Source organism: Enterocloster alcoholdehydrogenati (genome assembly GCF_013282095.1).
Lineage (GTDB): Bacteria > Bacillota > Clostridia > Lachnospirales > Lachnospiraceae > Enterocloster > Enterocloster alcoholdehydrogenati.
In genome coordinates this window covers 39,475-51,063 of record NZ_BLTJ01000008.1, presented here as the reverse complement: position 1 = coordinate 51,063, position 11,589 = coordinate 39,475, and the positions used below count along the sequence as shown (strand labels likewise).

11 protein-coding genes and 2 tRNA genes are annotated in these 11,589 nt (G+C 47.7%); 6 read left to right on the top strand and 7 right to left on the bottom strand.

All coding sequences use genetic code 11. The features are described 5' to 3' along the window. Positions 1–58: 58 nt before the first annotated feature. The 4 genes from HW447_RS10440 to HW447_RS10425 all read left to right on the top strand — a co-directional run bounded on the left by HW447_RS10440 (position 59) and on the right by HW447_RS10425 (position 4,315). Positions 59–733 carry a response regulator transcription factor gene (locus HW447_RS10440; protein WP_176255210.1) on the top strand — a complete coding sequence of 225 codons (675 nt, stop codon included), beginning with the start codon at positions 59–61 and terminating at the stop codon, positions 731–733. Next, the gene (locus tag HW447_RS10435) at positions 730–1,947 is read left to right on the top strand and encodes a sensor histidine kinase (RefSeq protein WP_176255209.1); all 1,218 of its coding nucleotides are present in this window, start codon (positions 730–732) and stop codon (positions 1,945–1,947) included. The genes HW447_RS10440 and HW447_RS10435 overlap by 4 nt, the downstream gene beginning before the upstream one ends. A 92-nt stretch (positions 1,948–2,039) precedes the next feature. Beyond that, positions 2,040–2,648 (top strand): GTP pyrophosphokinase, encoded by a 609-nt coding sequence (locus HW447_RS10430; RefSeq protein WP_243176271.1) that lies wholly within the window; start codon positions 2,040–2,042, stop codon positions 2,646–2,648. A gap of 104 nt (positions 2,649–2,752) precedes the next feature. Then, on the top strand, positions 2,753–4,315 hold the full coding sequence (locus HW447_RS10425; protein ID WP_176255207.1) for an ICP22 family protein: 1,563 nt from the start codon (positions 2,753–2,755) through the stop codon (positions 4,313–4,315). A 45-nt stretch (positions 4,316–4,360) separates the two neighbouring features. Here HW447_RS10425 and yaaA read toward each other — a convergent pair whose 3' ends face one another. Genes yaaA through HW447_RS10405 form a run of 4 tightly spaced genes read right to left on the bottom strand, consistent with a single transcriptional unit; the run spans position 4,361 to position 8,090 of the window. Then, positions 4,361–5,143 carry a peroxide stress protein YaaA gene (gene yaaA / locus HW447_RS10420; protein WP_176255206.1) on the bottom strand — a complete coding sequence of 261 codons (783 nt, stop codon included), beginning with the start codon at positions 5,141–5,143 and terminating at the stop codon, positions 4,361–4,363. 31 nt (positions 5,144–5,174) lie between these two features. Continuing rightward, positions 5,175–6,458: a TRAP transporter large permease gene (locus tag HW447_RS10415; RefSeq protein WP_176255205.1), complete on the bottom strand. Its 1,284-nt coding sequence runs from the start codon at positions 6,456–6,458 to the stop codon at positions 5,175–5,177. 1 nt (position 6,459) lies between these two features. Next, positions 6,460–7,053: a TRAP transporter small permease gene (locus HW447_RS10410; protein ID WP_176255204.1), complete on the bottom strand. Its 594-nt coding sequence runs from the start codon at positions 7,051–7,053 to the stop codon at positions 6,460–6,462. 11 nt (positions 7,054–7,064) lie between these two features. Next, entirely contained in the window at positions 7,065–8,090 is a 1,026-nt protein-coding gene (locus tag HW447_RS10405) for a TRAP transporter substrate-binding protein (RefSeq protein WP_176255203.1), read from the bottom strand. 748 nt (positions 8,091–8,838) lie between these two features. Here HW447_RS10405 and HW447_RS10400 point away from each other — a divergent pair. Together HW447_RS10400 and HW447_RS10395 are read left to right on the top strand one after the other, a co-directional pair. Further along, a tRNA-Arg gene (locus HW447_RS10400) sits at positions 8,839–8,911 on the top strand. Positions 8,912–9,032: 121 nt separating this feature from the next. Beyond that, positions 9,033–9,109: transfer RNA gene (locus tag HW447_RS10395), tRNA-Arg, on the top strand. 348 nt (positions 9,110–9,457) lie between these two features. Here HW447_RS10395 and HW447_RS10390 read toward each other — a convergent pair. The 3 genes from HW447_RS10390 to HW447_RS10380 form a co-directional block, all read right to left on the bottom strand. Next, positions 9,458–10,840 carry a tyrosine-type recombinase/integrase gene (locus HW447_RS10390; protein WP_002569112.1) on the bottom strand — a complete coding sequence of 461 codons (1,383 nt, stop codon included), beginning with the start codon at positions 10,838–10,840 and terminating at the stop codon, positions 9,458–9,460. Continuing rightward, positions 10,818–11,255, bottom strand: coding sequence for a helix-turn-helix domain-containing protein (locus HW447_RS10385; RefSeq protein WP_002569113.1), 438 nt, complete (start codon positions 11,253–11,255; stop codon positions 10,818–10,820). The genes HW447_RS10390 and HW447_RS10385 overlap by 23 nt, the downstream gene beginning before the upstream one ends. Positions 11,256–11,359: 104 nt before the next feature. Further along, on the bottom strand, positions 11,360–11,587 hold the full coding sequence (locus HW447_RS10380) for a helix-turn-helix domain-containing protein (protein WP_002569114.1): 228 nt from the start codon (positions 11,585–11,587) through the stop codon (positions 11,360–11,362). Between the last annotated feature and the right edge of the window lie 2 nt (positions 11,588–11,589).

The window sequence follows — 11,589 nt, the reverse complement described above, 5'->3', positions numbered from 1 at the left end:
AGGGACACAGCCCCGCCGATGAGAAGCCGAATCTTAGTATAAATAAGGAGTTGGGATCATGAGACTTTTGCTTGCGGAGGACGAAAGGCCGCTGTCTAAGGCCATTACCGCAATTCTGGAACGAAACCATTATACCGTCGATACAGCCTTTGACGGCCAGGAGGCCCTGGAATATCTGGAATCCGGAATCTACGACGGCATCATACTGGATATTATGATGCCGAAAATGAACGGTTTTGAAGTGCTTGCAGCATTAAGGCGCAAAGGTAATCTGACGCCGGTGCTGATGCTCACAGCAAAAAGTGAGATCGACGACAAGGTGACTGGCCTGGATATGGGGGCAAATGACTATCTCACCAAGCCCTTTGACGCCAGAGAACTTACAGCCCGGATCCGGGCCATGACACGGACACAGACTGACCATGGCTCCTCCAGGCTTTCTTTTGGAAATATTACCCTGGACCGGGCCACCTTTGAGCTTAGTTCTCCCACCGGCAGCATCTGTCTGGCCAACAAAGAGTTTCAAATGCTGGAACTTATGATGTGCAATCCCAGGCAGCGGATCTCCGCTGACCGTTTTATGGAACGGATATGGGGCTATGACAGCGAGGCCGACGTCAGCGTAGTATGGGTCTATATCTCCTATCTGCGTAAAAAACTGGCATCTCTTCAGGCCAACATCCAGATCCGGGCCGCCAGAAACGCCGGCTATTCACTGGAGGAACAGATATGATCCGAAAGCTGAGAAATAAACTGATCCTGGTATCCATGATCTCACTTTTTACTGTACTCTTTCTTATTATAAGCCTCAGCATGGCGGTCAGCTACCGCCATCTCACCATGGAGGCAGACCGGACTCTGGCCGTGCTTGCAGGCAACGGAGGGGTGTTCCCCCTGGAGTCCGGTCCTTTTAAGAGCGCGCCGGAGCTTCCCTTTGAATCCCGTTTTTTTTCTGTACGTCTGACAAATACAGGGGAGCTCATCACCGCAAATATGGAACGGATCGCCGCAGTCAAGCAGGACAAGGCATTGGATTATGCCAGAGAGATCATCGCTTCCGGCCGGACTTGCGGCTTTAAGGATGTATACCGGTATGCAGTTCAGAACACGTCCAACGGATCCATGGTACTTTTTCTGGACTGCCGCAGAAGCCTGGAAAGCTTTTACAGCTTTTCCCTGACCTGCGTTCTTATCTCCCTTCTGGGCATGGCAGCTGTATTGGTGCTGATCCTTCTGTTTTCCCGACGAATCGTAAAACCCATAGCGGAAAGCTACGAAAAACAGCGCCGTTTCATCACCGATGCCGGACACGAGATCAAAACGCCCTTAGCCATCATAAATGCCAATACGGATATTCTGGAAATGGATCTGGGCGAAAATGAGTGGCTGGCAGAAATCAAAAACCAGACCCGGCGTCTGACTGTGCTGACCAATGACCTCATCAGCCTTTCCCGTATGGAGGAGGCCGGAGGAAATCTTCAGATGGAGGTTTTTTCTTTTTCTGAAATGACCCAGGAGGCCGCTCAGTCCTTTCAGGCCATGGCCGCAAGCCGGCAGCAGACCTTTTCCATGGACATTGCCTCCGCTCTCTTTGTCCGGGGAGACCGCAAGGACCTTGGAAGGCTGTTGTCCATTCTCCTTGACAACGCTGTAAAATACTGTCCGCCCCAGGGATACATCCATCTTACTTTAAAACAGACGGGAAAATACCTCTGTCTAAAGCTTACCAATACAGCCCAGTCCATCCATCCGTCAGACCTGCCCCATCTCTTTGACCGTTTCTATCGCACGGACACCTCCCGTAATTCAGAAACGGGCGGATACGGGATCGGGCTTTCTATTGCAAATGCGGTGGCAGGCGCTCATAAAGGCAGGATATCTGCAGCGACAGAGGATGGGACGTCTCTCACCATCACCGTTCTGCTGCCGGCGGCGCAGCATCCGTAGATAAGCGGATACACGCTCCCGTCCGCGGATAGCAGCAGTGATTCCGCACAAAAAGATATGGTTTCCCCATCGAAAGGATGGTGAATATTTCATTGACAGAAGAAGAATTTTACGGAAATGACTTTCCCCGTCTGCAGCTGGCCCAGACCCAGCTGACGGGGCTTTTTTCAGAATATACACATTTGTACCGGGACGAGGGCAGCCCCTATACGGTTCAAAGCATCACCTCACGGATCAAAGCGCCGGAAAGCATGGCCCGAAAATTAAAGCGGCGGGGACTGGAAGCCGACGGCTCCCTGGCTCTTACAAGAGTTCATGATGCCCTGGGTTTTCGGGCAGTCTGTTCCTTTACAAGCGGCGTGTATCATATGGCCCAGTGGATCAGGCAGCGTCCGGAACTGGAGGTGCTTTTAGAAAAGGACTATATTTCCCGTCCCAAGGAGAATGGTTACCGCAGCCTTCACATGATCCTGAGAATCCGGGAAGGCGAGGCCGCAGGACTCACAGCAGAGCTCCAGCTGCGTACCATCGCCCAGGATTTCTGGGCCAGTCTGGAGCATCAGATTAAATATAAACAGGAAGTACCCAAAGAAGAATTGATCCGAAAAGAACTGAAACGATGCGCTGATGAAATCGCATCCATTGACCTGACCATGCAGACCATTCAGGAACTTTTAATTTCCTCATCACTTTTAAAGTAGATTTAAGGTAAGGTGTTTATACTGGGACACAGCTTCAAAAGCAGCTATTCGGCCATATGGATGAATAGTTACCTTCAAAATATATCAGAAAGAGAGAATGAAATATGAGAAAACGAGCCTTACTGTATGCCAACCTGCTGGCCCTGTCTGCAGCCGGAGGTCTGATGCTGTCCGCCTGCGGCAGTCATACCGCCCAGTCCCAGGAAACAACCGCCGTCAACGCTGCCGAAGCCGCCAGCCAAAGTGACACCTCTGAAAATGTCCGCTATGAAAACACAGAAAATGGCGGCCACGCTCTTCATGCAGATGGAGAATCGGCTTCCTATAACAACATTTCCGTAGTAAAAAGCGGTGATTCTGAAGGGGATGAGCCGGACTTCTACGGTGAAAATGCCGCCGTTCTGGCCGAAAACGGAGCCAAGCTTACCATAAGCAACGCAGATATTACCACAGACGGAAAACACGCCAACGGTGTATTCAGTTATGGAGAGGGCACAAGCGTGGATATCTCGGATTCCACCATCCACACAAAGGGCGACGGCTCCGGGGGACTTATGACCACCGGCGGCGCTTCCATGAACGCTGAAAACCTGAACGTAACCACAGAAGGCAACTCCTCCGCTCCCATCCGTTCCGACCGCGGCGGCGGAACCGTCACTGTAACCGGCGGACATTATGAAAGTAACGGAGTTGGTTCCCCAGCCATCTACTCCACTGCCGATATCACCGCAAAAGATGCCGAGCTGGTGTCCAATGCCTCCCAGGGCGTTGTAGTAGAAGGCAAAAACAGCGTTACCCTGGAAAATACCAATGTCACTGCCAATCATACCAAATTAAACGGCAGCAACTCCGATGTATATCAGGCTGTCATGCTGTATCAGTCTATGTCCGGCGACGCAGACGAGGGCACCGCAAGTTTCCACATGACCGGAGGTTCTCTTACCTCAAAAAACGGCGGGATGTTCTTCGTCAACAATACCACCGCTGAGATCTCCCTTGAAAATGTGGCTCTCACCTGCGCTACAGACGATCTGCTTCGTATTGCCAAGGCCGGCTGGGGCCAGGAAGGCTCCAACGGCGGAAATGTGACCTTTACTGCAGCCAATCAGAAGCTTGAGGGTCAGACTACCGTAGACGATATTTCCACTTTAAATATGTATCTGAAGGACGGCTCTTCCTACACCGGCGCTGTCAATACAGACGGTGTAGCCGGCAGCGTTTATGTAGAGCTTTCCGGGGATTCTACCTGGACCTTAACCGGAGATTCATATATTACCTCACTGACCTGCGGCACAGATAATGTAAAATTAAACGGACATACGCTTTATGTAAATGGAACTCCCTATACAGAAGGAACTGCCTCTGAGGGAACCGCTGTAGCGGCCTACGCTGGCAGCGGAAACACTGAGGCCGGAACCGGCGAAAACGCAGACCGCCCTGACGGGGCTTTGACAGACAAAACAGCCCCAGGAGAAAAAGCCCCAGGCGCAGCAGGCCAAAAGCCAAATGGCGGGGCACCTGAAAAAGGCAAAGACGGCGACGGACAGACTCCTCCTCAGAAACCTGCGGATGGCCAGCAGCCACCGGAAAAACCGGCAGACGGCCAGCAGACGGAAAAACCGGCAGATGGTCAGCAGCAGCCGGAAAAACCAGAAAGCAGCCAGTAACCCTCCCGGAAACCGGCCGACCGATTTGTTCTGATTATTCGTTTCCTAAAAAGGGCCTGTGGATTCTGCCTTTGCAGACACAGGGCCCTTTCTCTCAAACACATACTCCCTGTCTGATGACAGATCCTCCCTGAATCCATATCCCAGCCGGTCAAACCGGCGGATCCCGGCAGGATCCTCCAATCGTTTTTCCGCCATAAAGCGCACTATTTCCCCTCTGGCCATCTTGGCATAGGTGCCTTTGGTTACCATTTTGCCGCCGGATCTCTCACAAAAGGTAATGGTAATATATCTGTCCTGCTTTGTAAGATATTTCTCAATACATTTTGAATATTCCCTGGACGCCAGATTGATGATGATTCCGCTTTCATCTCTCACCTGCCCGTATAAGCATTTTCCCCAAAAAGCATACAGATCCTTATGTCCGCCCACCGCAGCCTTTGCCTGCATCTCCAGGCGGTACGGCGACACGCCATCCATGGGTTTTAACACTCCGTAAAAAGCAGAAAGAATACGCAGATGCTCCTGGATATAGTCAATCTGATCCTTTTCAAATACCGCCGGGGCCATATACTGATAGGCAATCCCCTCATAGGAAAGAACAGCCGGCGTCAGTCTTTTGTTCAGATCCATGGTTTCCAGACGCACAAAATTCTGCTCTGCGATCTTATCATTGCAGCCCCAGAGTTTCTTTAATTCCTCATGGGATTTGGATCTTAGCCAGGACAGAAGCTCCTCTGTCCGGCCAAGAAACGCCGGCAGCCCCAAAGGCGCCAGGCTTTCCAAATCCTCCTTCATCTTTTTAGCGGGCGATAAAATGATCTTCATCCTATCCCTCCTGTGTCTATTCTGTCAACAGCTATTTCCCCATAAAGAAGGCTGCGGGGCCAGTAACAAGTACCGGGAAGAAAATCAGCAGCAGCAATATCACACACTCTACGGCAAAGAACGGAATCACTGCCTTTATGATTCGCTCCATATTTATCTTTCCAGCGCTGCAGGCTACATTAAGAACCGTTCCTACCGGCGGCGTCAAAAGTCCGATTACATTGTTAAGAATAAATACCAGGCCGAAGTATACCGGATCGATTCCGGCCGCCTTAATGGCCGGCAACAGAACCGGTGTCAGAATCATAATTGTCGGTGTTACATCCATGGCCGTTCCAACCAGAATTACAATGATGTTAATAACGATCATCAGCAGGACCGGATGGTTGATAAACGGAGCAAGAATACCGGTAACAATCGCCGGAATATTTCCCACTGTCATCAGCCAGGAAGAAACCATGGCCCCAGCCGCTAAGAACATGATAACTGAAGAAGATTTTGCAGCAGATACCAGGCAGTCCATGAGCATGGTAATTTTTAATTCACGATACACAAACAGTCCAATTACCAGGGCATAAACTGCGGTAATCACGCCTGCCTCGGTTGGAGTAAACATACCGCTTCTCAGACCTATGAGAACGAATACAGGCAGCAGCAAAGCCCAGAATCCGTCAAACAGGGCCCTTGCAATCTCCCGTTTGCTCTGACGGGGCTGAGTAGGAAGATTATCCTTCTTTGCAATCACAAACCATACCGCGCAAAGTGCTATGGTCAGATAGACTGCAGGAGCAATACCTGCCATAAACAAACTTGTTACAGATACGCCGGCCTGTACGCCGAACACGATCATGGGAACCGAGGGAGGCATAATGGGGGAAAGGATATTCCCCGCGGCAATCAGGCCCGCACTCTTATCACGGCTGTAGCCCGCACGCACCATCATGGGAATTAAGATTGCTCCCAAAGCTGCGGTGGAAGCCACAGCGGAGCCAACCATGCTTGCAAATAAAAGGATCGCGAGAATAGATACATAGCCAAGACCGCCGCGGACATGGCCTACACAGGCATTGGCAGCGTTTACAATTCGCTTTGTAATACCGCCCCGATTCATAAACTCGCCTGCCAGAACAAAAAACGGAACTGCCATCATTGCAAAGGAATCCGCTCCCGCAAACAGATTATAGGATAAAATCTGCGTATTGAATCCATTCATATAGAACATCATGCAAACGCCGCTGAACAGAAGCGAAAAGCATATGGGCATTCCAATTACCATGGAGCCGCACAGTGATACCAGAAATACAATCATTGTCATATCAGTTTCCTCCCTTTTCGTTAAGGCGTTTCATGTATTCTTCATCAGACAGATCCTCGGCGTTTTCCATGGCCTCTGCCGCAATATCGTCATCCTCGGAGTTCTGCATTACCACGATCTCGGAAATCCTGTCAGGATTCTTCAACGCATGGATAATGTTTCCCACTGCCAGAATCGCAATGGAAACACCCGTCAGCACACCGGAAAAGTACAAAACAGAGTATGGAATCCGCAGCGCTGCCGTTGTGGCGCGTGTATTCTGCATTACCATCCCCCATGCGCCGCAGGCCAGCATACACATCATAACCGCAATCAGGGTCTGTGAAATAATATAAAGCAGCATCTGCATACCGGGCTTTACTCTTGACATCAGCAGATCTACACCCAGATGGGCATTGGCCCGCATAGCGCTGATAGCTCCTATGTAGGTTACATACACAAACAGGTATCTTGCCAGTTCCTCCGACCAGGTAAGGCCCGATGAGAAGAAGGTTCTAAGCACAACATTCAGAAATACGAACAATACCATCAGGCCGGTAAGAATTCCTGTAAAATAATCAATTGCCACAAATAACTTATCGATTGCCTTATTCATACGTCTGCCCCCTATTCAATCTCATCAATCATCTTTCTTACATCTGCCGCCCAATCATACTGACTGTCAAGATAGTCATAGACCGGCTGGATCATCTCAATCATGCGCTCCCGGTCCTCCTCTGTCAGTTCCGTCACTGTCAGGCCATTATCTATCATAAACTGCTTATCGCTCTCCAGCTGCTCAATATAAAGATCCCAGGCATAATCTGAAGCCTCTGATGCCGCCTGACGAAAGGCTTCCTTATCCTCATCAGGAACCTCGTCCCAGAACTTATCCCCCGCAAAAAGCTCAAGAGAAGCGACAATATGATTGGTATTATAAACATAGTCCTGAACCTCATACCATCCTTCCGTTCTGACGGTAGAAAGCGGATTGTCCTGTCCATCGGCAACCCCCTGCTCCAGGGCGGTAAATACCTCACCCATATCCATGATAACGACATTTGCCCCCAGACTCTCAGCCAGCTTCACATGAATGGGATTGTTGGGCATTCTCAGCTTCTGTCCCTTAAAATCCTCAAGGCTTTCCAGTTTTTTATTAGAGGAAAAAGCCCTGGCTCCATTGGGACACCAGGCAAGGAGCTCCAGAGGCTCTCTGGATTCAATATCCTCTGAAATATATTCCCCCAGCTCCCCCTGGTAAGCTTTGCGCGCGTGATTTACATCTCTGAATACAAAAGGAAAGTCAGAAATAGACATCTTGGGGTTTTCCGACCACATAGGCGTACCTACAACGCACATTTCGATAATCCCGCTTCTGGTATAGTCATACGTTACCTTCTCACCGCCCAGCACTCCGGAATCATAGATCTCAATGTTGTAGCGTCCGTCCGTAAGTTCCTCCAGTCTTGGTTTAAATACTTCCCGCATCGCGCGAGTAGTGGGCGTCTGGCTGGAAACACAGATCGACACCTTCACCAGCTTGCCCTTGCCCATTTCACCATCCTGAGCGGAACATCCGGTAACTGCCATAGCTGCTGAAACGGCAGCTACAAGCCCCATTCCCAGCTTCACAACCCCTGCAAGTCGTCTCATACCTTAATTACCTCCTGTTTCGTTATCGTGTAAACAATTATTCAATCAGGCCCCATGAATCAGCAAAATTATAAAATTTATAAGACAAATATTAAAATTTTATAATTTTGCTCTTTATGCTTGTATGGTAACATACAGCTATGTTTTTTTCAATCTGCAATGTAGACAATGTTTTTTGTGCATTTTGTATATTTTATTTTTATTATTTTACACATATTTACGCTTATTTAATTCAAATAACACCATACCTGGTATGTAAGAACAATATTTTAAACTATTTATGCAGAGATATTTGCATATAACAAAGGCAGGTTGACATTGTTGTCCAAAAACCATCGTGAGAGTTCCCCATACCATGTGCCACACAGCCCAACCGGTATGCTGCTGTGCTGAAACCGGGAGGATTTTCCCCCAGAGCGGCGGCTATATGTTACGGCAGATTATAAAATGATGGGAAAAACATTTCATCCATATGTTTTGGAAAACTGAACCTTTTACGCTTTTATTGCGGTATTGTAAACTATTCCGTTTTTATGATCCATACTTGTATACTAATATCGGATTATACTGTTTTTTATGTTCAAACTTATATACCAGCATCTCTTTTACGATTGCAAACCATCAGAAAAACAGGTGGGATTGATACTTGATTTTTCTCCGGAAATCATGTATGATATAGAACAGGCTGTAAAGCATATACCGCAGCCTGTCTTATACCTGCAGGTCTGAGCCTTAGGTATTTTTATCGTTGTTTCTGTAGCTCAGCAGGATAGAGCGTCCGCCTCCTAAGCGGTAGATGGTTCGAGTCCAAATGAGGCAAACAACTGAATAATTTTAAATGTCCATGTAGCTCAGCTGGATAGAGCACACGCCTCCTAAGGTTATGCTCTACCGGCCGCCTTACGATGAAAAGTGATTGTTACCATTTTTAATTGAATAGATGTCTCTGTAGCTCAGCAGGATAGAGCGTTCGCCTCCTAAGCGAAAGGCCGTGGGTTCGAATCCCGCCAGGGACGCCAGCAAACACGCCGAAAACCTTTGATTTATCAGGGTTTTCGGCTTTTCTTATTTCTGCGGCTTTTGTGGATTTTTTGCAAAAAACCTTGGTTTGCTAACATTTGCTAACGAGATTTGGCCTTTTGCTAAGAAAGGCGGTAAGTCAGAGGTTCGATTTTTACCAAAGGAACTTGCAAACATTTGTTAGCAGAAATTAGAGGAAGTTGCAAACAAAATCGCGAATTTGCTAACATCGCTCAAAAATGCTTTCAGAACCTTGCTAACAAAAAAAGTGTTTGGTCACTGTGCAAAGTGGTTCAAACGAAGAAAACCTCTCACAAAGTGAGAGGCGTTCTTCTGAGGGAGGGACTTTATAAAGCTTTTGCCAGCTGCTTGAGCAGTGCGGCAGTTTCGGGATTTTTAAGCAGTTCCAGTATCTTCGCTGCATCACTTTCAGTGACGGCAGTATCCGCAGTTTTAGGCTCTGTATCTTCAACAGGATCAGGAGTCTTGGATGAGTAAAATGCTTCCTCCAATCGCTGAGCGTTTATGCAGCGATCCTCGTCGATGATGTGAGAATAGACATCTGCAACCATTTTTACCTGAGCATGACCAGAGTCGCCCTGGACGGATTTCATATCGCCGCCATTGAGTTTCAGCTTGTAGGTGATGCTGGAGTGGCGGAGAGAATGGAATACAACATGAGGCAGTCCGTTTTCTTTGATAAGTTTATTGAAAGCACGGTTAATCACCTGGCTTTCCATCGGACGGCCATTGCTGGAGCAAAAGACCAGGTTATTGTCGATGTATTCGTCTCCAAACAGATCCATCAGCTCGTCGATTTCTTTTTTTCTCTCTACCAGCATATAGGCAACTGTTTTCGGCAGGTACACGCGGCGAATACTGGTTTTGGTTTTAGGCTCTTTCAGGACCAGAGCAGTATGGGTACTGGCTATGCAAGGTGGAAACTTCTTAATAACACCTTTGTCGCTCAAATCGTCCAATGCACCTCGTGTAACCCGTTGCAGCTCTTTGTTGACGAATATATAAGCTGAACCATTTTCTATGCTCTGTGGTGCAATATCAATGCAGTCCCAGGTAAGGCCCAGCATTTCGCCAATGCGTAAAGAGCAGGAAAACGCCAGATTTAAGGCAAGGGAGAGGATAGGATCATCACAGACTTCCATCGCCTTGCTCAGCGTTTCGGCAGTCCATATATCCCGTTCTTTATGTTCTTCTTTGGGAAGTGTCGCATTCAGAACAGGGTTACGGCTGATTAGTTCCCAACGCACCGCCTGATTAAAGGCACTGCGAAGTAGCTTGTGAATTTCTCTTACTGTATGCGGGGTCAGATATTCGCTTGTGGGTTTGCGGTTGTTGACGCTTACCGTTTTCACAGAGAGCAGATCGCGGTAATACTTATCCATCATCCTTGGAGTGATGTCGGATAGTAACATATCTCCGATAATAGGAGTTATGTAGTTTCTCGCCAGACCACGGCGGCTTTCATATGTTGACATTGCCCATGTATTTACACCATAGATGGACATATATTCATCGAGCAGATCGTTCAGGGTCTTTGCCGTAGGAATAAAGAAGGTTCCAGAGTCCTGCTCATACTCAATTTGCTTTTTTCGTTTTTTTGCTTCTGCATTTGTGCTGAAGGTTTCCCAACGCTGTCTGCGTTTTCCGTTTTCATCTGTGTAATCATACACCACAGAATATTTGCTTTTACGCTTCACGATAGATGCCATTTTCATTGCTCCTTTCTGAGATTTTCACATAATGAGTTTGCTTTTGATACCAGGCTTCAAAACTGCTGGTAATGATACGAATTCTTCGATCAATCAAGGTCGTCTCAAAATAGCCCCTTTTAACAAGGTCATAAGCTGTGCCAGATTTCAGCCCCAAAAGATCCGCCATTTCTGGAACTGACATCGTAGTATGCCTCCATTTCTCTCCGGGCGGTGTACCATCCACTTTTTTATAGTGGAACTGGCCGGCATACCAATCTTCAAAGCTATCCAGCATAACTCTCATTCGTCCGGCCACTTGAATTGTTTTGAAATAGTTCTTTTTAACCAACCAATAGGATTCTACTTTACCAAGCCCAAGCATTTTGCCCATCTCTGGTACAGACATACTGGTCTTTACTCTTTGTTTTTGCATGGCTTTTGCCTCCTCTATAAAGTTTTTCTTGCTATGGCCTCATTGTAAGAGAAAGCAGAAAAAAAGTTAAGGATGTCGATTTGGAGATCGGCATCCTTGACAAATCATTCATCTGCGTGATCCAGCCAGTCATCAAAGCTCTTTTTGGAAATGCGGATATGACCGCCGACTCTGACGCTGTGGAATACACCTTGTTTTACCAGATTATATGCTGTAGGACGACTGATACCCAGAATGTCCTGAATCTCATCGACCGTATAGGTTCTTTTGTCATAGCTGACAGGATTTTGTTCATTAAATCGGTTCAATTCCGCAATTCTTGCTTCAAACATAA

What these genes read in the sequence shown, in the direction of transcription:
- HW447_RS10390 (WP_002569112.1), bottom strand. Translation starts at nt 10,840, where the DNA reads ATGGCATCTATCGTGAAGCGTAAAAGCAAATATTCTGTGGTGTATGAT.
- yaaA (WP_176255206.1), bottom strand. Translation starts at nt 5,143, where the DNA reads ATGAAGATCATTTTATCGCCCGCTAAAAAGATGAAGGAGGATTTGGAA.
- HW447_RS10440 (WP_176255210.1), top strand. Translation starts at nt 59, where the DNA reads ATGAGACTTTTGCTTGCGGAGGACGAAAGGCCGCTGTCTAAGGCCATT.
- HW447_RS10380 (WP_002569114.1), bottom strand. Translation starts at nt 11,587, where the DNA reads ATGTTTGAAGCAAGAATTGCGGAATTGAACCGATTTAATGAACAAAAT.
- HW447_RS10435 (WP_176255209.1), top strand. Translation starts at nt 730, where the DNA reads ATGATCCGAAAGCTGAGAAATAAACTGATCCTGGTATCCATGATCTCA.
- HW447_RS10385 (WP_002569113.1), bottom strand. Translation starts at nt 11,255, where the DNA reads ATGCAAAAACAAAGAGTAAAGACCAGTATGTCTGTACCAGAGATGGGC.
- HW447_RS10410 (WP_176255204.1), bottom strand. Translation starts at nt 7,053, where the DNA reads ATGAATAAGGCAATCGATAAGTTATTTGTGGCAATTGATTATTTTACA.
- HW447_RS10425 (WP_176255207.1), top strand. Translation starts at nt 2,753, where the DNA reads ATGAGAAAACGAGCCTTACTGTATGCCAACCTGCTGGCCCTGTCTGCA.
- HW447_RS10405 (WP_176255203.1), bottom strand. Translation starts at nt 8,090, where the DNA reads ATGAGACGACTTGCAGGGGTTGTGAAGCTGGGAATGGGGCTTGTAGCT.
- HW447_RS10415 (WP_176255205.1), bottom strand. Translation starts at nt 6,458, where the DNA reads ATGACAATGATTGTATTTCTGGTATCACTGTGCGGCTCCATGGTAATT.